The sequence below is a fragment of the Archangium gephyra genome (assembly GCF_049060025.1).
Classification (GTDB): Bacteria; Myxococcota; Myxococcia; order Myxococcales; family Myxococcaceae; genus Archangium; species Archangium gephyra_A.
In genome coordinates this window covers 3,843,184-3,869,770 of the sequence record NZ_JBMEQQ010000002.1, presented here as the reverse complement: position 1 = coordinate 3,869,770, position 26,587 = coordinate 3,843,184, and the positions used below count along the sequence as shown (strand labels likewise).

24 protein-coding genes and 3 pseudogenes are annotated in these 26,587 nt (G+C 67.8%); 20 read left to right on the top strand and 7 right to left on the bottom strand.

Annotated features, from left to right (window positions below):
* The first annotated feature begins 36 nt into the window (after nt 1–36).
* Nucleotides 37–1,128, top strand: a complete 1,092-nt coding sequence (locus ACN28I_RS16750; protein WP_420943007.1) for a hypothetical protein — start codon at nt 37–39, stop codon at nt 1,126–1,128.
* A 105-nt stretch (nt 1,129–1,233) separates the two neighbouring features.
* Here the strand turns inward: ACN28I_RS16750 and ACN28I_RS16745 are convergent, their stop codons facing one another.
* The 3 genes from ACN28I_RS16745 to ACN28I_RS16735 form a co-directional block, all read right to left on the bottom strand.
* Nucleotides 1,234–1,449, bottom strand: a complete 216-nt coding sequence (locus ACN28I_RS16745; RefSeq protein ID WP_420943006.1) for a DUF2934 domain-containing protein — start codon at nt 1,447–1,449, stop codon at nt 1,234–1,236.
* 138 nt (nt 1,450–1,587) lie between these two features.
* Nucleotides 1,588–2,718 carry an A/G-specific adenine glycosylase gene (gene mutY, locus ACN28I_RS16740; RefSeq protein WP_420943005.1) on the bottom strand — a complete coding sequence of 377 codons (1,131 nt, stop codon included), beginning with the start codon at nt 2,716–2,718 and terminating at the stop codon, nt 1,588–1,590.
* The gene (locus tag ACN28I_RS16735) at nt 2,715–3,524 is read right to left on the bottom strand and encodes an SDR family oxidoreductase (protein WP_420943004.1); all 810 of its coding nucleotides are present in this window, start codon (nt 3,522–3,524) and stop codon (nt 2,715–2,717) included. The genes mutY and ACN28I_RS16735 overlap by 4 nt, the downstream gene beginning before the upstream one ends.
* A gap of 115 nt (nt 3,525–3,639) precedes the next feature.
* Between ACN28I_RS16735 and ACN28I_RS16730 the strand changes: the two genes are divergently transcribed.
* Both ACN28I_RS16730 and ACN28I_RS16725 read left to right on the top strand, forming a co-directional pair.
* Nucleotides 3,640–4,593 carry a PD-(D/E)XK nuclease family protein gene (locus tag ACN28I_RS16730; RefSeq protein ID WP_420943003.1) on the top strand — a complete coding sequence of 318 codons (954 nt, stop codon included), beginning with the start codon at nt 3,640–3,642 and terminating at the stop codon, nt 4,591–4,593.
* Nucleotides 4,559–5,086 (top strand): annotated as a pseudogene (locus ACN28I_RS16725) (DEAD/DEAH box helicase); the annotation flags it as partial. The gene ACN28I_RS16730 and the pseudogene ACN28I_RS16725, both read left to right, overlap by 35 nt.
* Here the strand turns inward: ACN28I_RS16725 and ACN28I_RS16720 are convergent.
* Complete coding sequence (locus ACN28I_RS16720; RefSeq protein WP_420948885.1) at nt 5,017–5,187, bottom strand: hypothetical protein; 171 nt, start codon at nt 5,185–5,187, stop codon at nt 5,017–5,019. The pseudogene ACN28I_RS16725 and the gene ACN28I_RS16720 sit on opposite strands and share 70 nt — an antisense overlap.
* A gap of 89 nt (nt 5,188–5,276) precedes the next feature.
* On the opposite strand from ACN28I_RS16720, the pseudogene hrpA reads away from it, so the two are divergent.
* The 4 genes and pseudogenes from hrpA to ACN28I_RS16700 all read left to right on the top strand — a co-directional run.
* Nucleotides 5,277–7,475, top strand: a pseudogene (gene hrpA / locus ACN28I_RS16715) (ATP-dependent RNA helicase HrpA); the annotation flags it as partial.
* A 100-nt stretch (nt 7,476–7,575) separates the two neighbouring features.
* Nucleotides 7,576–8,325 (top strand): DUF3418 domain-containing protein, encoded by a 750-nt coding sequence (locus ACN28I_RS16710; protein WP_420943002.1) that lies wholly within the window; start codon nt 7,576–7,578, stop codon nt 8,323–8,325.
* Between the two features lie 48 nt (nt 8,326–8,373).
* The gene (locus tag ACN28I_RS16705; protein ID WP_420943001.1) at nt 8,374–8,844 is read left to right on the top strand and encodes a DUF4265 domain-containing protein; all 471 of its coding nucleotides are present in this window, start codon (nt 8,374–8,376) and stop codon (nt 8,842–8,844) included.
* Between the two features lie 174 nt (nt 8,845–9,018).
* On the top strand, nt 9,019–9,717 hold the full coding sequence (locus ACN28I_RS16700) for a hypothetical protein (RefSeq protein ID WP_420943000.1): 699 nt from the start codon (nt 9,019–9,021) through the stop codon (nt 9,715–9,717).
* A gap of 397 nt (nt 9,718–10,114) precedes the next feature.
* Here ACN28I_RS16700 and ACN28I_RS16695 read toward each other — a convergent pair whose 3' ends face one another.
* Both ACN28I_RS16695 and ACN28I_RS16690 read right to left on the bottom strand, forming a co-directional pair.
* Entirely contained in the window at nt 10,115–10,663 is a 549-nt protein-coding gene (locus tag ACN28I_RS16695; protein WP_420942999.1) for a hypothetical protein, read from the bottom strand.
* A 502-nt stretch (nt 10,664–11,165) separates the two neighbouring features.
* A complete protein-coding gene (locus ACN28I_RS16690; protein ID WP_420942998.1) occupies nt 11,166–11,708 on the bottom strand; it encodes an ATP-binding protein in 543 nt (180 codons plus the stop codon).
* On the opposite strand from ACN28I_RS16690, the pseudogene ACN28I_RS16685 reads away from it, so the two are divergent.
* The 10 genes and pseudogenes from ACN28I_RS16685 to ACN28I_RS16640 all read left to right on the top strand — a co-directional run.
* A pseudogene (locus ACN28I_RS16685) lies at nt 11,592–12,092 on the top strand (IS66 family transposase); the annotation flags it as partial. The gene ACN28I_RS16690 and the pseudogene ACN28I_RS16685 sit on opposite strands and share 117 nt — an antisense overlap.
* A 100-nt stretch (nt 12,093–12,192) precedes the next feature.
* Complete coding sequence (locus ACN28I_RS16680) at nt 12,193–13,389, top strand: hypothetical protein (RefSeq protein WP_420942997.1); 1,197 nt, start codon at nt 12,193–12,195, stop codon at nt 13,387–13,389.
* Between the two features lie 155 nt (nt 13,390–13,544).
* On the top strand, nt 13,545–14,435 hold the full coding sequence (locus ACN28I_RS16675; RefSeq protein ID WP_420942996.1) for a hypothetical protein: 891 nt from the start codon (nt 13,545–13,547) through the stop codon (nt 14,433–14,435).
* Between the two features lie 981 nt (nt 14,436–15,416).
* Nucleotides 15,417–16,244, top strand: coding sequence for a hypothetical protein (locus ACN28I_RS16670; protein WP_420942995.1), 828 nt, complete (start codon nt 15,417–15,419; stop codon nt 16,242–16,244).
* A complete protein-coding gene (locus ACN28I_RS16665) occupies nt 16,204–16,512 on the top strand; it encodes a hypothetical protein (protein ID WP_420942994.1) in 309 nt (102 codons plus the stop codon). The genes ACN28I_RS16670 and ACN28I_RS16665 overlap by 41 nt, the downstream gene beginning before the upstream one ends.
* 40 nt (nt 16,513–16,552) lie before the next feature.
* Nucleotides 16,553–16,930 (top strand): IS66 family insertion sequence element accessory protein TnpA, encoded by a 378-nt coding sequence (gene tnpA, locus ACN28I_RS16660; protein ID WP_420941581.1) that lies wholly within the window; start codon nt 16,553–16,555, stop codon nt 16,928–16,930.
* On the top strand, nt 16,924–17,295 hold the full coding sequence (tnpB, locus tag ACN28I_RS16655) for an IS66 family insertion sequence element accessory protein TnpB (protein ID WP_420941580.1): 372 nt from the start codon (nt 16,924–16,926) through the stop codon (nt 17,293–17,295). Before tnpA ends, tnpB begins: the two co-directional genes overlap by 7 nt.
* Nucleotides 17,296–17,331: 36 nt before the next feature.
* Complete coding sequence (gene tnpC, locus ACN28I_RS16650; RefSeq protein WP_420942789.1) at nt 17,332–19,002, top strand: IS66 family transposase; 1,671 nt, start codon at nt 17,332–17,334, stop codon at nt 19,000–19,002.
* A gap of 82 nt (nt 19,003–19,084) precedes the next feature.
* Entirely contained in the window at nt 19,085–21,373 is a 2,289-nt protein-coding gene (locus ACN28I_RS16645) for a hypothetical protein (RefSeq protein ID WP_420942993.1), read from the top strand.
* A 395-nt stretch (nt 21,374–21,768) separates the two neighbouring features.
* A protein-coding gene (locus ACN28I_RS16640; RefSeq protein WP_420942992.1) for an IS3 family transposase occupies nt 21,769–22,939 on the top strand; the annotation gives its coding sequence in 2 pieces (ribosomal slippage) (nt 21,769–22,034 and nt 22,033–22,939; 1,173 coding nt in all).
* Nucleotides 22,940–23,037: 98 nt separating this feature from the next.
* On the opposite strand, the gene ACN28I_RS16635 is transcribed toward ACN28I_RS16640, so the two are convergent.
* Nucleotides 23,038–23,799 carry a LysM peptidoglycan-binding domain-containing protein gene (locus ACN28I_RS16635; RefSeq protein WP_420942991.1) on the bottom strand — a complete coding sequence of 254 codons (762 nt, stop codon included), beginning with the start codon at nt 23,797–23,799 and terminating at the stop codon, nt 23,038–23,040.
* Nucleotides 23,800–23,914: 115 nt separating this feature from the next.
* Here ACN28I_RS16635 and ACN28I_RS16630 point away from each other — a divergent pair, with 115 nt between their 5' ends.
* The 3 genes from ACN28I_RS16630 to ACN28I_RS16620 all read left to right on the top strand — a co-directional run bounded on the left by ACN28I_RS16630 (nt 23,915) and on the right by ACN28I_RS16620 (nt 26,555).
* A complete protein-coding gene (locus tag ACN28I_RS16630) occupies nt 23,915–24,952 on the top strand; it encodes a HEAT repeat domain-containing protein (protein ID WP_420942990.1) in 1,038 nt (345 codons plus the stop codon).
* 309 nt (nt 24,953–25,261) lie between these two features.
* Complete coding sequence (locus ACN28I_RS16625; protein WP_420942989.1) at nt 25,262–25,822, top strand: dihydrofolate reductase family protein; 561 nt, start codon at nt 25,262–25,264, stop codon at nt 25,820–25,822.
* A 370-nt stretch (nt 25,823–26,192) separates the two neighbouring features.
* Nucleotides 26,193–26,555, top strand: coding sequence for a nuclear transport factor 2 family protein (locus ACN28I_RS16620; RefSeq protein ID WP_420942988.1), 363 nt, complete (start codon nt 26,193–26,195; stop codon nt 26,553–26,555).
* Nucleotides 26,556–26,587 lie beyond the last annotated feature (32 nt).

The window sequence follows — 26,587 nt, the reverse complement described above, 5'->3', positions numbered from 1 at the left end:
GCGGCAGGCTACCCGACTCCGGTTACACTGGGAGTCATGAGCGCGCCGAACATCCGCCGGGCCATCCAGCTCCTTCCCACCTGTGCCACCACGGGTGTGGGGAGTCTTCCGCACACCCAGCTCGAGATGGGCCTGCAGGCCGCGCTCGTGCTGGACATTCCCTTCCTGCCGCAGCTTCCCGTGGGGCGGCCCTCGGAGTTCATGATTCCGCAGGCGCTCGAGGGGTTGCCGGGCGTGCGGTGGGACGACGAGGGCATGTGCACGGTGGACCTGGGGGCGTGGGAGGCGGGGCGCGCGGACTTCCTGGCGCGGCTGGAGGGAGCGTTGTCCTCGGGAGCGCTGGAGAGCTTCGAGCCCTCGCTGGACAACTGCCGGGCGTGGAGGCCGTTCCTCTGGGAGGTGGAGAACCGGAAGCTGGCCTTCGCGAAGGCGCAGCTCGCGGGCCCCTTCACGGTGCGCTCGGTGGCGCGCACGAGCGAGGGACACGCCACGTTGGACGTGCCGGGGCTGGACGAGGCCATCTTCCGGCTGGTGCTGGCGCGCTCGCTGGCGATGGTGAAGGCGCTGCGGCGGGCGGGGACGACGCCGCTCTTCTTCCTGGACGAGCCGGGCCTGTTCGCCTTCGAGCGCTCCAACCCGAGGCACCTGCTGGCGATGCAGGAGCTGCGGCTGCTGGTGGTGGCGCTGCAGCGCGAGGGCGCGCTGGTGGGGGTGCACTGCTGCGGCAACACGGACTGGGCGAGCCTGCTGGACGCGGGGCTGGACATGCTGTCGCTGGACGTGCGGCTGTCGCTGGACGCGGTGCTGGAGGATTCGGGGGCGTTCTCGCGCTTCCTGGACTCGGGGGCGACGCTGAGCCTGGGCATCATCCCCACGGACCTGGCCTCCACCTACGCGGTGGAGGAGCTGGTGGACGCGGTGGAGGTGTCACTGAAGGCGGCGCTGCCACCGGGACACGCCTTCGAGCGGGTGGGCTCGCAGGTGCTGCTGACGCCGGCATGCGGGCTGGCGATGCGCACGGTGGTGGACGCGGAGCGGGTGCTCGAGCAGCTCAAGGTCGCACAGCGCAGGCTCCAGGAGGCGCTGACGGCCGAGCAATCCACGCCGAAGTCCCCGTACGCGAGCTGATCCGTTAGCGACCAGGTTGAATCCGAGCCCCCCACCCCTCGCCCTCCGGGAGAGGGAAAGGGTGAGGGTATCGCGCATCCCAGGTTGAATCCGTGGCCGAGGACCTCAGCGCCCGAGCTTCAGCTCGCGCTCGGCCTGGGCCCAGTCCTGCTCGTGCTGACCGTGGCCGGCGCCGCGAGCGAGGAAGATCTCATAGGCGCGCCTGGCGATCTGCTCATGAGTGGGGGTGGTGCGGTTGGAGGCCGCGGCATTGCGAGCCGTGGTCTCCGGCATCTGCTGGGTCGGCGTGGGGTGGGACGTCTTGGCGTGCGTACGTGCCATGCGGAGCTCTCCTCCAGGAGCAAAGGAAGACTGCGGACCGCAGCATCGGCACCTGGGAGCGGGAGGGGAATTGGACCCGGGGCCCTCCGTTGCCGGAGCGACACGCCGGACCCGGGCCTGTCCTCTAGAGGACGCTCCTCACTCGCGAAGCGCACCGGCGGTGACAGCGGCCTCGAGCGCCTTGTGCATGGCGGTGCTCATGCCGAGCGAGGAGGCCTCGCCGGGGGTGCACCAGCGCAGCTCCTGGAAGGCGGGGGCGCGGGTGGGGTGCTGCTGTCCCGTCACGTGCAGCAGCCGGAGCGAGAGGGATCGGTGGGTGAGCTGCCGGCGCACGGTGCCGAGGTGTCCCCTCACGGAGACGTCCGTACCGAGCGCCTCGGCGAGCTTCGCGGCGGACTCCGGGTCGGCCGTATCGTCCTGCACCTCGGCGGCGGGCAGCTCCCAGAGGCCGCCGAAGAGGCCCTTCTCGGCGCGCCGGGCGAGCAGCAGGCGGCCCTCGTGGGCCCAGACGGCGACGGCGAGCGTCATCCGCTTGGGGGCGGCGCGCACCTTGGCGGGGGGCAGCTCGGCCACGCGGCCATGGAGGTACGCGAGACACTGCTCGCGCACGGGGCACAGAAGACACAGGGGATTCTCCGGGCGGCACATGGTGGCGCCGTGCTCCATGAGGGCCTGGTTGAAATCCCCGGGCCGCTCGCCGGGGACGAGCGCGGTGGCGAGCTCCCACAGCCGGGCCTCGCGGGCGCGGTCACCGGGGGCCCCCTCCACCTCGAAGAGGCGGGAGAGGACGCGGGCCACGTTGCCATCCACGAGGGGGGCGGGCTCACCGAAGGCGATGGAGGCCACGGCACCGGCGGTGTAGCGGCCGAAGCCGGGGAGGGAGAGCAGCTCGGCGGCGGTGGAGGGGAGCCTGCCGCCGAAGCGGGAGACGATCTCCTGGGCGGCGCGGTGCAGGTTGCGCGCGCGCGAGTAGTAGCCGAGCCCGCGCCACCCGGCGAGCACGTCCGGCAGCGGCGCGGCGGCGAGCGTCTCCACGGTGGGGAAGCGCTGGAGGAACCGCTCCCAGTAGGGGATGACGGTGGCCACCTGCGTCTGCTGCAGCATGACCTCGCTGAGCCAGATGGCGTACGGGTCACGGGTGCGGCGCCAGGGCAGGTCGCGCTTCTGCCGGTCGTACCACGCGAGCAGCGAGGCGCGCAGGGACTCGCGGCGAGCGGGCTCGACGAGGGGCGAGGGAGAGGACGCCTTGCGTTTGCGCGGAGGGCTCATGGAGCCTTGGCGGGATTGACGATGCGGCGGGCCACGCGGTCGAAGAGCGCGGGGACCCAGCGGTTGGCGAGCACCATGACACGGCCGGGGAGGGTGAGGACCGTCTCGCGGCGCTTGCGCCGGCTGGCGCGCACCATGGCGGTGGCCACGGCGGCGGAGCTCATCGCGTTCAGGGGAATGGCGTCCTGCTTCCAGCCCTCGGCGTTGAGGCGGGAGTCGCGGAACTCCGTCTCGGTGAGGCCGGGGGAGACGAGCAGGACGGAGATGCCCTCGGCGGCGAGCTCGGCGCGCAGGGACTCGGTGAGGAGGTTCACCGCGGCCTTGGAGGAGCCATAGCCGCCGAGCAGCGGCAGGCCGCGGTGGCCGAGCACGGAGCTGACGTTGACCACCTGCGAGCCGGGAGCGCGCTGGCGCAGCAGGGGCAGGGCGGCGCGGGTGACGCGCACCAGGCCGAAGAAGTTGACCTCGAAGACGTGGCGGAGCTGCGCCTCGCTGAAGCCCTCGACGGGGCCGTAGAGGCCGAGCCCGGCGTTGTTGACGAGGATGTCCAACCCGCCGAAGGCCGCCTCCGTCTCGCGCATGAGACGGATCACATCCTCCTCCACGGTGACATCGCAGCGCACAACGAGCGCCCGCACGCCGAGTGCTTCCACTTCGCGCGCGGTGTCCTGGAGCTGGGACTCGCGGCGGGCGGCGAGCACGAGGTGGGCGCCCTGGGCGGCATAGGCGGTGGCGGCGGCGCGGCCGATGCCGCTGGAGGCGCCGGTGATGAGGACCACCTTCCCCTGGAAGTCTTTGTTGGCCATGAGGCGCGGCACCTTAGCGGCTCTCAGGTGGGGGAAAAGGACCTGCTGGGGAGTGCCTGCACGCTTGTCCCTCTTTCGACTTCAGCGAGCCACCGTCTAGGATGCGCGACCTCCCATGCGGCGCACCTCCTTCGCCAACGATTTCTCCTGGTCCAAGAGCCGGCACGAAAAGCTCCAGGAATGCCTGAGGGCCTACTACCTCTATTACTACCGCTCCTGGGGCGGCTGGGAGTCGGGGGCGCCCAAGGAGGTGCGGGAGCTGTACGTGCTCAAGAAGCTGGGCAACCGCTACGCCTGGGCGGGCAGCGTGGTGCACGACGCCATCAAGGACGCGCTGTTGGACATCCGAGCGGGGCGCGCGGTGGAGCCGGAGAAGGTGGAGGCTCGGGCGCGCAAGCTGATGCAGGACGACTTCCGCCACTCGCGGGGCAAGTCGTACTGGACGCAGAAGTACCGCAAGACGTTCTCGGGCCTGGTGGAGCACGAGTACGACGAGCAGGTGGCGGACGAGGCCTGGAAGCAGAACTGGGAGACGGTGCGCTCGGCGTTGGCGTGGTTCTTCAGCTCGCGCTGGCCGGAGCTGGCCCGGGGGCTGAAGCCCGCGCAGTGGCTCGAGGTGGATGCGGGGGCCGAGTTCTCCACCTTCACGATGGACGGGGTGAAGGTGTTCGCGATCCCCGACTTCGCCTACGTGGACGCGGACGGCTCGCCGGTGGTGGTGGACTGGAAGACGGGCAAGGCGCGCGAGGGGTATGACGAGCAGGTGCTGGGCTACGGCCTGTACGTGTCGCAGCGCTACCGGCTGCCGATGGAGAAGGTGCGCGCGTCGCTGGTGTACCTGAACGACGGGGTGGAGCATCAGGTGCAGGTGGACGCGGACGCGGTGGAGGGCTTCAAGGCCCGCTTCGCGCAGAGCGTGGCGCGGATGCGCGAGCTGCTGGCGGACCCGGCCACCAACACGCCGAAGGACGAGTCCGCCTTCCCGCAGACGGAGAACCTGTCGGCGTGCACCCGCTGCGCCTTCCGCCGCCCCTGTGGCCGCGAGGCAGCGGCGGCGAAGGTGGCCTGAGCCTCAGGCCCGATGCTGCCATGCCCGGCGACTCACCCATCCCCCCTCCCGGCGGCTTGCCCACCCTGCGCTTCCCCCCCAGCTCCCCATCTCGAGCCGGGTGGAGGACATCACCGCGGCCATCACCGCCCATCAGGTGGTCATTGTCGCGGGGGCCACCGGCTCGGGGAAGACGACGCAGCTGCCAAAAGTCCTGCTCGCCATGGGGCGCGGACGCCCGCGCCAGATTGGCGTCACCCAGCCCCGGCGTATCGCCGCGACGAGCGTGGCGGCGCGCGTGGCACGCGAGCTCGGCACGGAGCTGGGCACGGACGTCGGCTACCAGATTCGCTTCGAGGACCGCTCGTCCCGGCAGACGGCCGTGAAGTTCATGACCGACGGGGTCCTGCTCGCGCAGATTCACAGCGACCCGCTCCTGCGCCGCTACAACACGATCGTGCTCGACGAGGCCCACGAGCGCAGCCTCACCATCGACTTCCTGCTGGGGTGGCTCAAGCGCATCCTCCCCAGGCGCCCCGACCTCAAGGTGGTGGTCAGCTCGGCCACCATCGAGACCGAGCGCTTCTCCCAGTTCTTCGGGGGGGCTCCGGTCATCCAAGTGGAGGGCCGTACCTTTCCGGTGGACGTGCTCTACGAGCCGCCCCCCGAGGACGCCGAGCTTCGCCGACTCCGTCGCCGATGCGGTGGCGGACGTGCTCTCGCTCGACCCGGACGGGGACGTCCTCGTGTTCCTCCCCGGGGAGCGGGAAATCCGCGAGGCCGAGAGTGCCCTGAACGCGCGCGAGCTCCGCGGCACGGTGGTGCAGCCCCTGTATGCGCGCCTGTCGGCCGCCGAGCAGTCGCGCGTCTTCTCCACCATTCCCCAGCGCCGGGTCATCCTCGCCACCAACGTCGCGGAGACGTCGGTCACCATCCCGGGAATCGTGTACGTCGTGGACACGGGGGTGGCGCGCCTGTCGCGCTACGACCCGCGCTCGGGCACCACGCGCCTGCACATCGAGCCGGTCTCCCAGGCCAGCGCCGACCAGCGCAAAGGGCGCTGCGGACGCGTGCGCGAGGGGATCTGCGTGCGCCTCTACGACGAGGCGGGCTTCACCATGCGGCCCGCCTTCACCGACCCGGAAATCAAGCGCACCGGGCTCGCGGGGGTCATCCTGCGGATGAAGTCCCTCGGCCTCGGTGACGTCGAGGACTTCCCCTTCCTCGACCCGCCCCAGCCGAGGGCCATCGCCGAGGGCTGGCGGGTGCTCGAGGAGCTCGGGGCCATCGAGGGCAAGGATCGCACCTTGACGCCGCTCGGGCACCAGCTCGCGCGCTTCCCGGTGGACCCGCGCATCGCGCGGATGATTCTCGCCGGCGCCGAGTACGGGTGCCTGGACGAGGTGCTCATCGTCGCCGCGGCGCTCAACCTGCAGGACCCGCGCGAGCGGCCACGGGAGCTCGCGCAGAAGGCGGACGAGTCGCACCGGCGCTTCCGTGACGAGCACTCGGACTTCACGGGGCTCCTCAAGCTGTGGGCGTTCGTGCGCGAGGCCGAGGGCCGGGGGACGTCCCATCTGCGGCGCGTGTGCCGGGACAACTTCCTGTCCTTCCTGCGGGTGCGCGAGTGGCGGGACGTCCAGCGCCAGCTCGAGGAGACCGTCCGCGAGCTGCGCCTGCCGCGCAAGGGCCGGGGCGCCCCGGCGCGCGGGGACGTCCTGCACCAGGCGCTCCTCACCGGGCTCCTGTCCCGCATCGGCCAGTGGAATCCGGAGCAGCGCCACTATACGGGCGCGAAGCAGACGCGCTTCATGCTTCACCCCTCGTCGGCGCTCGCGAAGAAGCCCCCTGCCTGGGTGATGGCGTTCGAGCTCGTGGAGACGTCCCAGCTCTTCGCGCGCACCGTGGCGAAGCTCGACCCGGAGTGGCTCGCGGCGGCGGCCCCCCACCTGCTCAAGCGCAGCTACTCCGAACCGCACTGGTCGGAGAAGTCCGCGCGCGCCGTCGTGAAGGAGAACGCGACCCTCTTCGGGCTTCAAGTCTTCAAGGAGCGCCCGGTGGCCCTGGCCAGCATGGACCCCGCCCGGGCCCGGCTGATGTTCCTCGAGCATGCCCTGGTGCGCGGCGAGTACCGCACCCGGGGGGCGTTCCAGGAGAAGAACCGCCAGGTGCTCGAGCGCGTGGCGCGCCTGCGGGACAAGGCCCGGCGCAGCGAGCTGCTCGACAGCGAGGCGCTGCTGACGTTCTTCGACCAGCGCGTCCCGGCGGACGTGACGGACGGAGCGAGCTTCGAGGCCTGGCGCCGCAAGGCCGAGGCGGCCGACCCCGACGTGCTCGTCCTCTCGATGGAGGATGCCCTCGCGGACGACCCGGGCCTGTCCCCGGCGCACTACCCGGACGCCATCACCCTGCACGGCGCGTCCGTGCCGGTGACGTACACCTTCGACCCCGCGGCCGAGGACGACGGCATCACCCTGAGCGTGCCGCTGCTGCTGCTCGCCCAGCTCGTCCCGGGTGAGCTCGACTGGACCATCCCCGGGTGGCAGCGGGAGAAACTCACCGCCCTGCTCGAGCAGCTCCCTCGCGCCCAGCGCAAGCAGCTGGGGCCGGTGCCGGACCTGGTCGACCGTCTCGAGAAGGAGCTGGTGCCCTTCCGCGGGCCGATGATTCCGGCGCTCGCGCGTGCGGTGTACCGGCTGAGCGGCGTGGACGTGCCCGAGGAGTCCCTCCGGGCGGATGCCGTGGCGCCCTACCTGCGCCTCACGCTCCGGGTGCTCGACGAGCGGGGAAAGGAGCTCGCGCGGAGCCGCGACGCCGACGCGCTGCTCGAGCAGTACGGGGGACATGCACGGGCGAGGCTGCGCAGCGCGGCACCGGCTTCGGACTGGGAGCGCAAGGGGCTGACGGCCTGGACCTTCGGAGAGCTGCCCCCCGTGGTCACCCGGCGGGTCGGCGGGCTCGAGGCTCCGCAGCTACCCCGCGCTCGTCGACCGGGGCGCTGCCGTGGACCTGGTGCTGCTCGAGACCTCCTCCGCCGCCGACGCGGCCACGCGCACGGGGGTCCGCCGGCTCCTGATGCTCGCCGCGCGCGGACACGTGGCCGTCAGCGCCGCGCGCATGCCGCTGCCCTTCCCGTCCCTGGACGGCGCGCCGCCCGCGCGGGGCCAGGCCGACGCCTTCCGGGCGCTCGTCCTCGCACGCAGCGTCGACGATGCGTTCAACCTCGCACCGGGTGCGCCGCTGCCCCGCACGAAGGCGGCCTTCGAGGCGCTGGTCCGTGAGGGCTCACCGCGCATCGAGCCTGCGGCCCGGGACTGGGCGAACACCGTCGCTGTCACCTCCATGGAGCTCGCCACGACGCTCGCCGCACTCAAGGCGGCATCCAAGGGGCCGAGCGGCGCGGCGGCCGTGCGGGACATCCGCTCGCAGCTCGGGCACCTGTTCCCCGCCAACCTCATCGAGTGGATTCCCTTCGTGCGCCTGCTGAACTACCCGCGCTACCTCCGCGCAGCCCAGGCACGGCTGTCGCGTGCGGTGGCGAACCCCGGCAAGGACGCAGGGAAGGCCGCGCCCTTCACCCCCCTGTGGGAGACCTTCCTCGCCAGGCGCGCCACCGTGCGTGACCAGGAGGCGGCGCAGGAGCTGCGGTGGGCCTTCGAGGAGCTCCGCGTGGCCATCTTCGCTCCGGAGGTGACGACGCCCGTGTCGGTGACGGTGGCGAAGATCGGCGCGGCCCTCGCCGCGCTGCGCTAGACGCGAGCGGCTCCGGGATTGCAACATCAAGAAGAGTGACAAAGCTCCTTGAGCCTCATCGCCATGACAGGGACATCAAGCGAACACCATGTCAAAGTCCTGTTTCATCTTGAGCAGGATGAGGATGGATATCCTCCAGCCCGTGTGGAGACACTCTGGGCCATCGAGATGGGGGACGGTCTCTACAAGATCGACAATATCCCTTTTTTTGTTACGGGCATTGCCGTGGAGGACATCGTCTCGGCGGAGCCAGAGGCGGGCATGCTTGTCTACAAAGAGGTCGTCCATCCCTCGGGGCACAGCACCTTCCGTGTCGTCGTGTATAACCATGATGAGGTCCCCGGGGTGCGTGGACTCTTCAAGCAACTGGGCTGCTCGACGGAACAGAGCCACCTGCGAGGTTTGATCGCGGTGGACGTGCCTCCATCCGTTCCATGGGATGCCCTGAAGCGGGTGCTGGATACAGGCCGAGCGCAGGACCGGTGGGACTACGAAGAGGCCTGTCTGGCACGGTCCTGACGGTTACCCGGTGAGGGGGTGAAAGTCGGGTCTGTCGGGACGGCCAGGACGGCCGGAACGGTGTCCCCGGAACGGTGTCAAAGGATTCCCCGGAACGGTGTCCACGCCTTCACCTTTGCCTCCAACCATTTCCACCTGCTGGTGTGGGCCCGGGGGGCAGCGCTCGCCGGTTTCATGCAGTACCTGCGCGCCAACCTCTCCAGGAAGGTGGGGCGACTGGTGGACTGGAGCGGCGGCTTCTGGGAGAGGCGCTATTCAGCCGAGCCAGTCCTGGACGACGAGGCGCTGGTGGGGCGGTTGCGCTACGTGCTGGCCCATGGGGTGAAGGAGGGCCTGGTGGAGAGGAGCGCCGAGTGGCCGGGCCTCTCGTGCCTGCCGCAACTGCTGGGGCCGGCGAGGCGGCTGTTTCAGTGGTTCAGCTGGACGAAGCGCTGGAGCAAGAGGAGGAGCGAGGACTTGGAGGCGGGGGAGGGGCGCTTCGCCAAGGAAATCGCCGAGCCAGTGGAGCTGGTGGTGGAGCCCCTCCCGTGTTGGAAAGGACTGGGGGAGGAGGAGCGGCGGCGTGCGGTGCGGGGATTGGTGGAGGCGGTGGAGTCCGAGGCTCGCGCACGGGACAAGCCTGTCATGGGGGTTCGAGCTGTGCGGGCCCAGCACCCGCATACCCGGCCCGAGCACCTCAAGCGCAGCCCGCGGCCATTGGGTCATGCCTCCACGCGCCAGGCGCTGAGGGAGTTGCGCGAGCAGTACCGGACCTTCGTCGCGGCGTTCCGCGAGGCGGCAGCTCGGTGGAGGCGAGGGGACTTTTCGGCCCCCTTTCCGCTCTACTCCTTCCCGCCGCGTGTCGTGCCGAGTCCCCTCACACGAATTCTTTGACACCCTCTCGGGCCGAGTCCCCTCACACGAATTCTTTGACACCCTCTCGGGGAGCACTTGGGGCTGCCCTCGTGGCCTGCTCAGCTGGCCCCGGCGCAGGGGCCATCGCAGCTGGCGTGGTGTTGAGCCCCAAGCAGTCGCGCTGCCCCACATGCCCACGCCCCTGCTGCGTCCTTCCAGGAGGCGGGGCCGCTTGGGCCGGCGTGTGCCTCCAGGAGGCTGCACGCTCTGCGCACCGGCCTGGCGCACAGCCCGGGGGGCTCCCGTCAGCGGCCCTCCGCGGCCCCTCGGCTCCTGCCCTCTCCCTCAACACGGCCCCCATCCCTCCTATACGCCGGGCTGGAGCAGGTGCGCCGCAAGAGTTCCTCATCGAGCGGTGCTGGGATTGCCTTTGCGGTCAGGGCGCGAGTACGCCAGTCACGGTGGTGCTGGCGAGCACGGGCGCACTGTCCGAGTCGGAGGTGTGGATACTGAAGACGTAGCTATGACCCGCTACGATCCACTTGGCGTATTCGCAGGCAGAGCCGTTGTCGCTCTCCTTCGTGAACAGTTTGCCTGGGCCCCCGTCCACGCGCACGCGGATCCACACCGGTTGGGTGAGGAAAGTGGTCGACCAGCAGATTTTGGTGGTACCCGCCGCCCCAGCCGCCACCGAGACCGTCTGTGGGCTCGCGCTGATGGAAGCCCGCGTCCCTACGTAGTCGCACTGCACTGCGTTCCACCCCCCGCCGGTGGAGCAGGTACCGCAGCTGCTGAGGCAGAGATAGTAGCTGGGGAGATAGCCGTACGGGCACAGGGCGCCACACCTCAACAACTCACTCTGGACGGTCCCAGGCTCTTCGGACTCGGTGTCGGGTGGCATGTCGACCCCGCACGCCGTGATGAGAACAACCATCACGAGTGAAATACCCATCAACTTGTTCCCCATCAACTTGTTCTTGAACACTATTCTCTCCCAGGTTGGCGCAAGAGTGCCTTTGGTTTCTTCGGGGCGGGTGATTGCTCTTGCAATGTTTCAAGGTGAAGACGCATGGCGTGGTGGACAAGGGCCTGCTTCAATTGCCACCAGGCACTGAACGCTCACCATGCCGCGAGCATGTCGTAAGTATTCACTGGCTGAAGGTGCTCACCTGCAAGAGGTGAAAGAGAGAGATTCTCTCGTTCTGCGAAGTCAGGACGAGTGCCGCCTCGCATACGCGGCCCAGGTACACCGGCCCGGGCAGGGGATGGCGTGGTGAGGGAGCGTGGCGACATCTGGGTGTCACTCACTCGTCCGGTGCACGCACCTTGCGAGGGTGCACCACCACGGCTCCAGCGCAGGGGCTCGCCCAGCGCGCGTGGTGTTGAGCCCCAATGCGTATTCCGGCCATCGTGATCACCCAGATCGGTCGATCGTGATCACCTGGATCGGTCATAGTGATCGGAGCGAAGCGACGCTGACCGGGGACCTACTTCTCCGCAGACTCCTCCTTCCTGCGGGAGGGGCCCTTTAGCATGACCCGATGGGAGTTATGTCGCACCCTGTCGCAAATAGCGTCGGCCACCGTCGGGTCACCCAGGTGGTCGTGCAGCTGGCTGGTCATGAGGGTGCTGCGGTTGCCGTACCTGTCCTCGAGAATCTCCAGCATGTCCCTGCGCTCCTGCACCTTGAGCGGCGCCAGCCCCCAGTCATCAATCACCAGCACGTCCACCTTGGCCAGACGCGCGAGCACCCGCGCGTACGAGCCGTCCGCGTGTGCCAGCGTCAGCTCATCGAAGAGCCGGGGCGCCCTGCGGTAGAGCGCCTTGTAGCCCTTGCGGCACGCGGTCTGCGCCAGCGCGCATGCCAGGTACGTCTTGCCGGTGCCCGTGGCTCCCGTAATCACCACGTTCTGGTGCTCGGCCACCCAGCGGCACGAGCCCAGCCGGGGCTGCGCTGGACGGAGGTGGACGTGCGGCCCCCGCCCCGAAAGCAACCCCGGTGCGCCGTCCTGGAGGGCTTCTCCCTGCATGCCAACACGCACCTGCACGCCAACGACAGGTTGGGGCTGGAGCGGCTGTGCCGCTACGGGGCGCGCGGTGCGCTGGCGCTGGCGCTGGAGCGTTTGTCACGAGCGGAGGACGGCCGCATCGCCTGGCGAATGAAGCGCCCGCTGCCGGACGGCACCACGCACCTGCTCTTCACCGGGCTGGAGCTTTTGCGGCAGTGGGCGTGCGAGCAGCGCGCATTGCCCCAGTCGGCGCTGAGCCAGGCAATCAAGTACATGAGCAACCGGTGGACGGGGCTGACGCGGTTTCTGACGGACCCGCGGGTGCCGCTGGACAATGGCGCCACCGAGCGCGCCATGCGCGGGCTGGCGCTGGGGCGCAAGAACCACTACGGCAGCCGGAGCCGGCGCGGCACCGAGGTGGCGGCCCATCGGATGGCGGGGCCGGGACCCATGTCTACCTTACGACGGAGGACGGCCCGGGGCGGATCGTCGCGGGGGAACCACCATGTCCAGCAAAGGCCTCGCGAGCGCGGTGGCGCTCGTGTGTCTGTCATACGGAGGGGGCTGCGGCCTGGCAGCCCGCCAGCCCGGCGGAGCCACCACCGCGGGCGCCAGCGAGGAGGCCCGCCAGGAGCAGCGGCGGGCCATGCGCCAGGAGGAGGTGGCCTCCCGCCCCCGCCCCACCGGGGAGCAGGCGCGGCAGGGCATCACCGACGCGCTCGCCGAGCCCGAGACGAGGGCGCAACCGCGGAGGGGCGTCGATGCGAGGGTCAGCCAGCCGCCGCGGAGCGTGCCGGGTGGGGAGGGTCCCTCTGCTGCCGAGGGGCCGGTGGCCACCGCGGGCCCGAGGGCGGCAGGGGAAGGTCCGGGCGTCGGAGGCGCGAACCTGGCCGGAGAGATGGCCGAGCCGGTCATCGAGGAGCCGAAGAGCGAGCCGGGAGCGGTCTTCCCTCAGTGCGAGGGGTTGCGGGGGGAAGCGGCACGCACCTGCATGGAGGCCGGGCTGGCCGCGTTCGGTGCGTCCGTGGCCCAAGCGGCCGCCGGGGAGGTCCGCGAGGCGCTCCAGCCCTGGCTACTCCTGCTCACCGCCGGAGGCGGGTTGCTGGTGGTGCAGTTCCTCCTCAACTTCCTCTCCCTCTTCATGGCGCGGGGCGCCACGCCTGACGGCCCGCGGGCGCCGCGTCCCCGACCGGGCACCCGCCCGCCGAGCGTGGCGACCTTCCTGGCTGGCGCTCGAGCTTCGCCCGGAATGAGACCGGCTCCACCTTCCTCGGAGAGGGAGGTCCTGGCGGCTGAAGACAGAGCTGAGCCGCGCCCGGGAAGTGCCGTGATGAGCGAGCAGCGGGAGGAGGAGGGGCACGGGGATGAGCGCGAGCAGGTGGGGCAGACGGAGGACCGGCTGCGCGGCGAGCCGTTGCTCACCCTCGAGGAGCTGGAGCGCTGGCGCGCGCAGGCGCTGGACGTGCAGCACCGGCTCGGCCACCTCCAGGAGGAGAAGCGGGAGCTGCTGCGCAAGGTGGGCGGGGCGGCCCTGGGGCTGCTGGTGCTGGAGGGGGGCCACTCCCGCAGGCAGGCGCGCCGACGCGAGAGGCTGCTGTCCCTCCTCCTTCGTGAAGGCGACGGACATGCTCCTGCCGGACTCCTCACGTCACTCCGGGCGAGGATTTACGGAGGAGGCTGGTGGCGGGGCGAGGAGGGCTGAAGAAGCTTCCACCTGACAGACGGCCAGCCGTGCGGATGTCGACACCCGCCCCGCGCATCGTCCCCGGCTGTCACAACCCGCCGCCCGCGCGTCCCTCCTGGGGATTCACCTGGAGAGGTGGGTGAATCCCTCATCCACTCGACACGCGGGCCCCCATGAACCCTGACAAGGCAGTCACCCTGGAACAAGAACTCAAGTGTTATGGTCAACCGGATACGCGCTCGCGGGAGCTCGGCCGGCTGCCTCGGCAGCGGTTCAACGTGATCGAGGAGCGCCTGTCCTGCCCCAGCGAAGAGACGGACTACCTGCTCCTGTCCACCCCTGGCATCGGCACGGGACAGGCGTGGATCTGCTCCCGCTGGAAGGACCATCGCTATGCCTCCGTGACGGAGAGCCTCTCCGATGCCATGGCCATTCCCGAGTCCTTGCTCGTCGCGCGCCTCAAGGACTTCCGCGGCTACGGGTACGACATGCACCAGAACATCAGCTACCCGTGGCCGCTGCCCGGTGTCCAGGTGCCCACCGGTCTGCCGACGCCGAAAATCAACTGCTGCACCTTCGTCGAGGCGCTGCTCGTCAAGGCCTGGGAGGATGCGCTGCCCGGGCGCTTCAGCTGGAGCCGGAGCCTCCACGACCAGATGATGATTCTCGGCAAGAAGGACGTCTTCTCCCCGGTGAGGGCCGTCGTCGAGGCGGGCATGGCCACGCCCCTCGCGGACCCGAGCGCGCCCCCTCCGCCCTGGACGCTCGTCCAGGGCTGGAAGAGCCTGAATCCGCTCAAGGGAGGCCACTCCTTCCTCGTCGTCGCGGAGCGTCAAGGCGTCGTGCTCACCCTGGAGGCCAATGCCGCCTACGGGCTGAGCGGCGTTGGCTTCCGCGGCCTGGGCAATGCCGAGCAGTTCGGCTTCGCGCCGCCTCCGGACTGGTGGTGCAACCCGGACCTGTGGATGGGTGGGAAGGTGTGGACCTGGGAGCGCCTCCTGGCCGCCTATGGGGTCCTCAAGCTGGCGCGTCTCAAGGTCATCGACCCGCGATGGGCCGGGTGAGCCGCGCCACTACGCCCGGCAACCCCTGGCCACCCAGGAGAAAAAGGCGAAGGGCCTGGAACCATCGGGGCGGCCGTGCAGGCGGAGACGCAGGTGGATATCCGTCTCGCGGCGGTGGGGCAAGTGGAGATGGTCGCCGTGAGCGCCGAGTCCGTCACCATCGCCCTTGCTCCTGGTGCTGTCGCCATGACGGCTCGGGCCATGAGCGGCGCCGCTGCCAAGGCTCCTCCCAACGGCTTCAGGGCGTGGGGCTCGTACACGAGCGTCAAGCGGGTCATGGGCTCGGCGGGCCCAGGGAAGGAGTGGCACCACATCGTCGAGCAGACGTACTTGGGGCTGCCCTCGTGGCCTGCTCAGCTGGCCCCGGCGCAGGGGCCACCGGCGGATGCCGTGCGGCTCGTGAATGTGTTTCGTGGAGTAGATGGTGAGTGGGGACCCGGCCGGGACGGGCTTGCGCAGAGGTCCGCCAGCGGCTTCCGGTGGAGCCCCAGCGACGTCGTCAGGCCCGGCTCGAGCGCAAGGCCGCACCCGCGCGCCGCACGATGGCCTCCTCCGCCGTCAGACCGAAATCAATGTTTCGAGCCACCTGGGGAGCGGGAGCGGTGGCACGTCCCCGGTTCTAGCACGGTGGAGTCCATGAAAGCACGGCTTCCAGTCTATTCACGGGGCGTCTCGCGGTACACTCCGTGAGGCTCGGGCCAGGAGGCCTCGTGCCCCCGGCCGTCCCTCCTCCTCGGCAGGTGCGCCACTTCCCGCTCGTCCTTCACGGGCCCCTTGGTCACTTCCTCGCTCTCCACCCGCGGTTCCCTGCCACCGGTGGCTCGCCCTTCCATGCCTGCCGACAGCGGAGGCGGGTGCTCTCCGCCCCTGGGTGGCCATCCCGCCGGGACGCGCCCCATCACGAGCGAGGGGTTCGGACTCCACCCGTTCTGACGAGCGGAAACCGTGGAGCAAGCCTTCAGCCAAAGAAGGAGGAGTCCAATGTCCAGGAGAACGACGCACAGTACTTCAGAAGAGCGACCGGAATACTCGAGGAAATCGCTCAAGTTGTTCGCTGTATCACTGGCGTGGCTTCTACCTTTGCTGGGTGGTTGGGCTGGCTCACCCGGCAGTAACACCCCAGATGCCTTCAACGTACCTGACCAGATCCAAGCCAGGCTGGGCACGGCGCTTGCCCGCACTCAATGGGAGATGCATGTAGGCGGTTTCGAAGCTGGAGCGACAGGCTCCAACTTCGTGATCGATGCGCCATGCACTACGAAGAAACATGGTGATGTATGCTTATACGAAGCGGCGGTGGTGCCGCCGAGCGACGATTCCGCGTGGTTGCCCGCGCCGAACGGCGACACCATCAACTTTCAGGGCACGTCGGCTCTCGCCTGCCTCAAGCAGGTGGACTACACGTACTTCCAAACCTTCGTGAACATTCCCTCGGAGGTGTCCGTCAAGACCCATACCGTGGATTTCTCTGGGTTGGACGACGGTGCACGGGTCACGATCTACAATAGCCGACATCCCAGCGGACTGGTTGTCGACGGCAGCTACGTGTTCCTGGGCGGCGCTGGTACCGCCGATCTTGCCGACCTCCTGACGACGGGGCTCAATCGTATCGTAGTGACTCAGTTGAATGACTGCAGTCGTGGCAGGCTGGATAGCGCCAAGGTCATTCTGAACGGCATGGCAGGTGGCGTGCTCCCGGAGTGTGACCGCGAGGTTCAAGGCCGCTTCATCCTGACAACCAAACAAGAAGCTCGAAGCGCTTCGAGGCGTGCGAACCGTTGTTGGGCTGGTCGATGTGTATCTCAATGATGAGGTTGACTCGCTCGACGCGCTCGCGTGCCTGGAGTCGGTCCGCTGTCCGGAAGGCGCGGACAGATGCGGGTTCTCCGTGTTCGACAACGACCGGGTGGCCAGCTTGGACGCGCTCCAGAGACTGCGGAGCGTGGAGGGAGACCTCGTCATTGGGATGAATCCCAGGCTTACCAGTCTTCGGGGGTTGAGCGGTTTGCGCTCGATTGAAGGCAAACTCTCTATAGGCAGCAACGTAAGCGCTCGGCGGACCACACCTTCCGAGTGAGGGAGGAGGCGTTCAGCGTCGCGTTCCAGGAGGTGTAGACATGGGACGCAACACGGAAGAAGTGGACGCAACGCTCGCGAGGGCCGCGGCAAGCAACTACTGGACGGAGGCCGAAGCGCAGGAGGTGCTCGAGGCCTACGAGGAGAGCGGGTTGTCGGTGGCGGAGTTCGCCCGCCGCCATGGGCTTACACCGCAGCGGCTGAGGTGGTGGAAGAAGCGGCGGGCCGAGGAGGCGGGCCCGGCGCTCTCGTTCGTCCCGGTGCACGTCGCGGCGCCACCGTCGACAGAAGCACAGCGGGCACCGGGCACAGCCAGCATGGAGGTGCTACTGGCCAGGGGCCGGCGCATCCGTGTGGAGCCGGGCTTCGACGCGGACGCGCTGGCGCGGCTGGTGAGGGTGCTGGAGGAAGCATGCTGACACTGCCCTCCTCGGTGCGCATCCACCTGGCGAGCCAGCCGGTGGACATGCGCAAGTCCTTCGACGGGCTCTCCTTGCTGACGCGACAGGTACTGCGGGAGGACCCCTTGAGTGGACACCTCTTCGTCTTCTTCAACCGCACGCGCGACATGGTGAAGGTGTTGTGGTGGCACTCCGGTGGCTTCTGCCTCTTCTCCAAGCGCCTGGAGAAGGGCAGCTTCCGCCTGCCGCGCTCGCTACCGGAGGACACGGGCGCCGTCACCCTGGACGCGGTGGAGCTCACCCTGCTGCTGGAGGGGATTGATTTGAAGGCCAGTGTCCGCCGGCCTCGCTGGCAGCCCCCACCTCTGAAGTCGGCTGCTTGAGAATACCTCTTGCGTCCAGGGGCAGCTCCATGGCTCATGTCCCGGGACATGAGCGGCGCGGCCCCCGGCAAGAAGACGACGGACGTACACGGCGTGGCGGCGCTGTTGCGCACGCTGCTGGCCGAGGGCCAGGACGAGCAGGTGATTGAGCTGGTGGTGGGCCTGCTCTCGCAGTTGGTGGAGAAGAACACCGAGTTGGAGTTGCGGCTGCGCAAGGAGATGCGCCAGCGGTTTGGCCGCCAAAGCGAGAAGCTATCCGCCGAGCAACTGTCGCTGTTCCTGGAGCAACTGGGCCAGGAGAACGCCGGGGCCCAAGAGGCGGCGGCGCCTGAGGCCAGGGACGCAGGCGTCGCGGCGGGCTCCACGCCGCCCTCCAAGCCACCACACGAGGAGTCGCGAAAGAAGGAGCGCAAGGGGCACGGGCGCCGTCCGCTCCCCTCCAGCCTGCCGCGCGAACAGCGCGTCCACCAGCCCCCGCCCGAGGCGCTGCGGTGCGAGGCATGCGGGCGGGACAAGACGTGCTGTGGCGAGGAGAGGAGCGAGACATTGGAGTGGGTGCCCGGTCACTTCAAGGTGATTGAGGAGGTACGGCCCAAGTACGCCTGCCGGCCGTGTGGTGACGGGCTGGTGGTGGCTCCTCCCGCCGACAGGGTGATTGAGGGGGGATTGCCCGGACCGGGCCTGGTGGCCCACATCCTCGTTTCCAAATTCAAGGACCACCTGCCGCTGCACCGGCTGAGCGGCATGTACGCGCGCCATGGCGTGCAGCTGCGTACCTCGACGCTCTCGGACTGGGTGGCCGCGGGCGCCGACACCCTCCAGCCGCTGGCCCGGGAGGTGGCCCGGCGGGCGCTGGACTCGCACGTGTTGCAGAGCGACGACACGCACCTGAAGGTGCTCGACAGAGAGCACCCCAACGGCCTCAAGCGCGGGCACATGTGGGTGTACTTGGGGGACACCACCTGGGCGGCCTTCGTCTACACGCCGGACTGGAAGGAAGAAGGGCCCCTGTCCTTCCTGGACAAGCGTGAGGGCTGGCTGCTGGTGGACGGGTACAAGGGCTACGACAAGCTGTTTACCCGCCAGGGCGCCACCGCGCTGGAGGTGGGGTGCTGGAGCCATGCCCGTCGCTACTTCGTCGAGGCCTTGGACGCTGGTGACACACGAGCGGCGCTGCCGCTCTCTCTCATCGGCCGGCTCTTCGAGGTGGAGCGCGAAGCCGACGAGCAACAGGTGGACGAGGCCGAGCGGCTGCGCAGGCGCGACACGCTCTCACGCGCTGTCACGGAGCACCTGGGGCGCTGGGTGGCCGAAGTCTACAACCGGGAGCCGCCCAAGAGTCCGCTGGCGCGGGCGTGCCGCTACGCCATCAACCAGTGGAAGTCGCTGACGCGCTTCATGGAGGACGCGCGCCTGCCGCTGCACAACAACGCCTCGGAGCTGCGGCTGCGGGAGATTGCCGTCGGCAGGAAGAACTACCTGTTCGCCGGCAGCGACGCGGGAGCCGAGCGCGCCGCGTGCGTGTACACGCTGGTGGCCACGTGCGTGCTGGCCGGGGTGGAGCCGTGGGCGTACCTGGCTGACGTGCTGGAGAAGCTCGCCCAGGGCTGGCCGCAGCGCCGTCTCGATGAACTGCTGCCGCCCATGTGGAAGGCCGCGCGCGCGGCTGCCGCGCAGATGCCCTCCACCTCTTCTGCCGCGACCTGAGCACCGCCCATCCCCGTCGGCAGACCGGCGGGCGGCGCACCCGTTATCACATCTGCGCCGCCCCTCTGCACCGCTCCACCGAGTGGATACCCTCCACCTCTTCTGCCGCGACCTGAGCACCGCCCATCCCCGTCGGCAGACCGGCGGGCGGCGCACCCGTTATCACATCTGCGCCGCCCCTCTGCACCGCTCCACCGAGTGGATACGCAGCAACCCCCTTCTGAAGGACCTGGATGGGTTGAACGTCACTTCGGTCAAGGGCTCGCTCGCCATCTATAATAATGCGGGTCTGGCGAGTCTCGGCGCACTGCGCAATCTGACTTCAATCGGAGGCGGCCTGCAAATCACCAACAATCCGAGCTTGACGAGCCCTCAAGGGCTCGAAGGTGTTCGATCCGTAGGTGATTCGATTCAAATCGCGTTCAACGACAGTTTGCGGAGCGTGGAGGGTCTTCAGAATCTGACCGCCGTCAATAATCTAGACATCTGGAGAAACCAGGTGCTCACTGGCCTGGGTGGCCTGCGAGGACTGACTTCGGTGCGTGGGCAACTCTCCCTTTTTGGCAATCAGGAACTGAAGGGACTTGAGGGCCTTGAACAGGTTCAAAGTCTGGGCTCCCTGCGCATCGAGCAGACGGCACTCGAAAGCCTGGATGGCTTCAGGGCTCTTGGTGACATACAGAACCCGATGACAATTCGAGACAATGCTTCGCTTGCGGAATGCCTCGTCAATGAGTTCGTCGCGCGCTTCCCTCGGGGCTGCTCCAGTTGCACCAGGAACATGGGAAGTGACACGAGTTGTGGCGCGTACCGACTGAAACTACCCCACGGCGGGGGATTCGAGAAGAGCGCGTTCGAAAAACACCCGAACTACGAGCAATACAAGCCGTACTACTATCTTGCGCCTGACGACAACTACTACTACTTGCGTTCGCATTTCCAGCGGGAGTTCAAGCACTATACGCCGTACGAGATTCCGATACTGAGCTCGTATCCTCAAGGAAAATCTGTTCTGTATCTCGACTGGGACGGAGAGGACCTCGCGCCGATGCACTATGATTTTTGTGGCGAGCCGCAAGGCTCCCGGGTTTGCAAGGCGCCTTTCGGCGACACGCTGGAGCCCGAAGAAGAGAAGGTCCTGCGCGATGCCTCAACCCTCGTGGGATACATGTTCTCTCCTTTCAATATCAACGTGACGACGAGCCTGGACGAGTTCCTTGCTGTCCCGGAAGTCAACAGAGGCATCGCCATTCAGAGCCGCGTTCTTCACACGCCGGCAGGCGGTGTGGCCGGACACTTCTTCGGGCAAGACGGCAATACTGCGGTCGTCACAGTTCGACACCAAACGACGCATGAATATGGCCACACCTTCGGCGTGGGTCATACCTATGTAACGTCACAGCCAACGCGAATGAAAGAGCTGCCGCAATGGTCATCCGTTCATGATCCATTCCATTCTGGAGTCATTCAGTGGACAAAGGGCGAATACCGGAACAGCCACTATGAGAGTATTCTCATGGATGGCGTTCCTCTGGTCGACGGCGGCTCGGATGCACTGCGCAAAATAGCCGAGCACGTTGGATATCGCCCTGACGATCACTCCAATTACCGGCAACGGGCCACCCCTCTCGGCCCGGATCAATCCGTTCGGGGAATCATCGGCCGCAACACTGACATCGATTGGTTCAAGCTCATGCCCGATGCGGGTTCGGCTCTGTCGATCCAGGTTTCAGCCACCTTTGTGACCTACGTCTCCTACAAGGTGTCCAGTCTTGATGTTGGCGTAAAACTCTACGATTCCAACGATGCTCTTGTTGCTGAATCGGATCCGGCGGATTCAATAGATGCACGTATCGATGTCCCAGCCGACACCCTGTCGCATTTTTCTCCTCCATTCTTCCTGGTCGTGGATGGCGTTGGCCTCGGCGAGCCGCTCGCTCCCGAGAATGCCTGGGGGTACACGGACTATGGCTCCATGGGTCCATACGAAGTCCGGGCGAGTTTTCAGGGTGAACAGAACAGTCAGACGATCAATGGCCTTACCGCGCAGTTGTTTGACCAATATATTGAGAGCGAGGACGATTTTGATCTCGCTCGACCCGAGTCGATCCAAACGGTCCGGGGCTTCGGTGCGGTACCGTTGAAGCCGGCGGCAGACGATTTCTCGGTACGCGCCGCTGGATTTATCGAGATTCCTCCGTTGCCGCGGGGCCGAGAGCTTGCCTTTGACTACACATTTGAAGTGCGCACGGACCATGACTCGATCGGACGTATGACCCTCTTCGATCAAAGCGGAAACAAACTTCTCGAAGTGGACGGCAGAACGAGAGTTCATCCAGAACGCTGCTGTCGATGTGACGAGCCTGCCTGATTATCATCAACTGCCGCCCTATGACACCTCATCGCAAGTGTATTCGATCGCGGCGTCGGCCCTGTCGCTGCCACCTGGCATCTATCCCATAGCTGCCACGTACGCGCACCGCGACCTCAGTGGCGAGACTCCCCATTTCGAGGTGAGGTATCGGTCAAGTGAAGTCGCACTGCGTAAGTTCTTCGAGCCCATTCCCAGTTCGATTCTGTATCCTGACACCACGAAAGGTGGCAAAAAGCTCCCCCGGGAGTAAGGGCCCTCCCGGAACTGAGCGCCGCCCCTGCCAGTCGAGCGGGGGGGCGCGCTGTTTCCACATCTCCGTCGCCGCGTTGCACTGAGCCTGCCCCGGTTTTGTGGACACACCTCATAAGTCGGCTACACGGGAGGTAGTGTTCATGGAGCGAAGGAAGAGGCGGAGTTTCAATCCGGAGTTCAGGGCCGATGCGGTCCGGCTGGTGCGCGAGGGCAGCAAGAGCCTGCCCCAGGTCGCCAAGGACCTGGACCTGACCGAGTCGGCGCTGCGCAACTGGGTGCGCGAGGCCAACGGGGGCAAGAGCAAGGAGCCAGCAGGCGCGCTTTGCGCAACCGAGCGGGAGGAGTTGGTCCGGCTGCGCAAGGAGGTGCGTCATCTGGAGATGGAGCGCGACTTCCTAAAAAAGCGGCGGCCTTCTTCGCGAAGGAGACCTCGAGGTGAAGTTCGAGTTCATTGACGCGGAGAAGGCCCACTTCCCTGTGGATTTCATGTGCCAGCAGCTGGGCGTGTCGCGCTCGGGCTACTACGCCTGGAAGGAGCGCCCGGAATCCGAGCGGGACAAGGCGGACCGGGACCTGGCCGAGGTGGTGACGCGGATACATCGGGACAGCCGCGGCACGTACGGCAGTCCTCGCGTCCACGCGGAGCTGCGTGCCCGGGGGCAGCGCGTGAGTGGTAAGCGTGTGGCCCGGCTCATGAACGAGCACGACATCGCTGCTCGCAAGAGACGTCGCTTCGTGCGCACGACGGACTCACGCCACAACCAGCCCGTCGCCCCCAACATCCTCGAGCGCAACTTCTCCCCCGGCCAGCCCAATAGCACCTGGGCCACGGCCAGCAGTTACGTAGGGACGGGGCAGGGCTGGCTCTACCTGGCCGTCGTCATGGACCTCTTCTCGCGCAAGGTGGTGGGCTGGTCCATGAGCGAGCGGCTCAATCGGCACCTGGTGCTCAACGCCCTGGACATGGCGCTCAAGGGACGCCAGCCACCGCAGGGGTTGTTGCACCACTCGGACCGGGGCAGCCAGTACGCCAGCACCGACTACCAGCAGGCACTGGCTGCTCGTGGGATTCAATGCAGCATGTCGCGCAAGGGCAACTGCTGGGACAACGCCGTGGTGGAGAGTTTCTTCAGCAGCTTGAAGCAGGAGCTCGTCTACACCACCGCCTTCGCCACGCACGAGCAGGCCCGGCTGGCCCTCTTCGAATACATCGAGGTCTTCTACAACTGCCAGCGGCGGCACTCTTCGCTGGGCTACGTCAGTCCAGTGGATTTTGAGCTTGCAGCCTTACCGCAGAAGTTGGCAGCATAACCCTACTGTCCACGTAACCGGGCAAGCCCATTTATGAAACGAGCCCTGAAAGCAGGTCATGTTACCTGCCTTCCCTGGTCCATTTTTGAAATGCGCTCTTAGCGCGGGATGAAGACCCGCTGCGTGCCGTGGGTGGCGATGCGCGCGATGTGGTCGCTCGCTTCCATGCCGTTGCCCAGCGTGACCGCGATGTGCCCGTGCGGATTTCCGGGGGAGTTGTAGGCACCGCTGACGACGATCGCTCCGGGAGGCAGGGCGCGGATCTGCGCATCGCTCAGGTTCACTTCGCGGAAACGGGGGTCTCGCGCGAGCGTGGCCGCCGCCATGTAAGCGGACGGAGACCGAGGAATCGCCATGCCGGCCGCCTGCAGCGAGTTGAAGACGCCGCGCGCGCACCAGCCGCGGGTGTTCATCTGCGAGGCCACGCCGCGTGCGACGTTCGCCAGATGTTGCGCGCGCGAGCCGAACTGGCCGGGCGAGTTCGAGACCTGGCCGGGGCCGGACGGAGCCGGGCGGGACGGGGCGGGGCTGCCGCCGGAACGGCCCGGGATGCTCAGCGTCGCCCCGGCGCGAATCATGTTCGGATTCGCGATGTTGTTGGCCCGCGCCAGCGCGGAGACCGTCGTCCCATAGCGGCCCGCGATCCCCGAGAGGGTCTCTCCCGCGCGCACCACATGCCGCCCGCCGCCGCCGCTCGGTGCGGCGAAGCTGTCCGAGCGGCCCGGGATGTTCAGCGTCGCCCCGGCGCGGATCACGTTCGGATTCGCGATGTTGTTGGCCCGCGCCAGCGCGGAGACCGTCGTTCCGTACCGCTGCGCGATTCCCGAGAGCGTTTCACCGGGGCGGATTTTGTGGGCCATGGCTGTTTCCTTGGAATTCGTGAAGCTTTCGACGGTGATTATCGATCGATGCCCTCCGACAGTTGCCGGTGAATGCGCTAAAATGATGTGGGTCAAGCGCGCACAAGGTGGGTTCATGAGCAATGACAAGGAGTTGGCGAAGTGGGCGGCGGGGCTGGAAGCGGAGGACGAGCCAACGCGGGCCCAGGCCGCGAAGGAGGTGCTGTCCGCGCTGGCGCGTCCCGGTTTCAAGAACAGCGAGGCCGCGCTGTCGCTGCTGCAGGCGTCGTGGTGGCCGCTGACGCGGGAGCTGATCCCCGAGGCGGTCGCGGCGGTGCTCTCCGCGGTCCGCGGAATGGCGCTGGATGCGCCCGCGCTGGAGGACGCGTCGCTGCTCCTCGGCCATCTGGGCCGTGAGGATACGTCCCGGCTCGAGGCGCTCGAGGCGGCGCTCCGGGACCCGGCGCCCACCGTGCGTCGCGCCGCGGCGGGGGCGGTGGGACGGATCGGCGAGGCGGCGCTCGGAACGCTGCCGCTGCTGATTGAATGTCTCCGCGCGCCGGAAGAGGAAGTCGGGGGGGCGGCCCTGGAGTCGCTCGGAACGCTGGGGTCGCTCGCGCCCGAGGCGATCGCACCGGCCCTGCTCGCGGAGGCGGAGCGCTCGAAGGGCGCGCGTCGCTATCTGGCGCTGGCGGGCCTTCGCGGTCTCCTCGAGGAGCCGTATCGCGCTGGGCATCCGCTGGCCGGCGTGCAGAACCTCGGCGCCGTCGCGCTGCTCGGGCTCGCCGATGAAGAGCCCGCTGTCCGCCTGGAAGCGGCGGCACTGCTCGGGATGGCGTCTTCGGGTCCGGCGGAGGGGAATGGTGCGCTCGAGCGCTCCCTGCGCGACCCGAGCCCGGATGTGGCGGCGTATTCAGCCATTGCCCTGTTGCGGCGCGGAGCCGGGAGCACGGAGGCGCCCGCCAGGCTACGGGAGCTGCTCTTCAGCGACACGGCGGAGCACCGCTTCGCGGCACTCAGCGTGTTGGACGGGCTCGAGCCCTCGATCGCGAAGCAGCTCAGGGCGGTCCTCGATGAGGCCGCACGACAGGGTCCGGAAGATGTGCGCGCGCTCTGCCACCAGCTCGTGGCCTCGGCGGATGTCCTCCAGAGCAGGCGCGGCCCTCCGGCCTAGCGCCGTACGGTCAGGTGCTCGTCTTCGATGGAGGCCGATGAGCTCCTCCTTTGAATTCGAGACTTCCGGGCGATAATGGAAGAAGCCAGAATATCTACCAAGCGACGCCGGGGACACGCGCGATGGGGTCCACCATGTTCGTGGCGACGTGGTCCTGGATGTCGTCGCCCCCCATGCTGCCGTCCTCGGACGCCCTCCTCGCCACCTCCGCTCCAGGCCGCGACCTCTCAACAGGGCTCCTATCCGTCCTATACTTAAGAGAAATAGGGGCACGGTTGAGGGCAGGGGACTCGGAGTAGACTCGTCGCCATGGGACTCTTGACCTTCAGCATCAACGTCACCCTCGACGGTTGCGTCGACCACCGGGAGGGAATCGCCGACGACGAGACACACGCTTTCTTCACCCGTCTTATGGACGAGGGAGGGGCGATGCTGTGGGGCCGCGTCACCTACGAGATGATGGAGAGCTACTGGCCGGCGGTCGCTCGCGGCGACGAGGAGGCGCCGCCGGCGATGCGCGCGTGGGCGGTCAAGCTGGAGGCCAAGCCGAAGTACGTGGTGTCGTCGACGCGAACGGACTTCAGGTGGACCAACAGCCACCACATCACCGGCGACTTGCGTACGAGCGTGCAGAAGCTCAAGGACGTAACCCCTGCCGGCGTGCTCCTCGGTAGCGGCAAGCTCGCGACCGAGCTGGACCGGCTGGATCTGATCGACGAGTACAAGTTCCTACTCCACCCCAGGGTCGCCGGTCACGGCCCGACCCTGTACCAGAGCGGGCTACCCAGCACGCGACGGCTCGAGTTGATCTCGGCGACGCCGCTCCGCAACGGCGCCGTCGCTATGCACTACCGGCGCGCGCGCGGCTAACAACGGGTTGCAGCGGACGGTCCGCTGCGCGGCCCGCCGCTGAACCCGAGCGTTAGACGGGCATGAGCGAGAAACCGAAGTGCGGGCACTGGGATGCGACGTTCGGCTGTGAGGAGTGCGTGGCGCGAGTCCGGGCGAGGTACCCGGAGTTCCCCCTGCAGACGGACCGGGACGTGAAGCCCGGGCCGGTGAGCGTGCCCTGGCCGGGTGAGCTCGACGTGCCCGAGGAGTCCCTCCGGGCGGATGCCGTGGCGCCCTACCTGCGCCTCACGCTCCGGGTGCTCGACGAGCGGGGAAAGGAGCTCGCGCGGAGCCGCGACGCCGACGCGCTGCCCTACTGGCCGTGCGACCGCACCAGGAGAATGCCCCCATGGAGCACAAGCGATTCTTCGACGAGATGTTCGCGCAGGTGGATGCGCTCGACGCCCGCGGCTTCGCGTCGCTCTTCACGGAAGGGGGCGTCTTCCGCTTCGGGAACAACGAGCCGGTCGCCGGCCGTGGCCGCATCGAGGACTTCATCGCCGGGTTCTTCTCGGCCATCGGCGGCATCAGCCACCAGTTCCAGAATTGCTGGACGCTGGAGGACCGCGCCTTCGCCAACGGGTGGGTCACCTACGTGCGCAAGGACGGCAGCAAGCTCACCGTGCCGTGGGCGACCATCTCCCGCTTCGAGGGCGGCAAACTGGCCGAGTACAACGCGTACGTCGACGCATCGAAGCTCTTCGAGCCGTAGGGCCCGCTACAGCCCCATTTCCCGGGCCCACG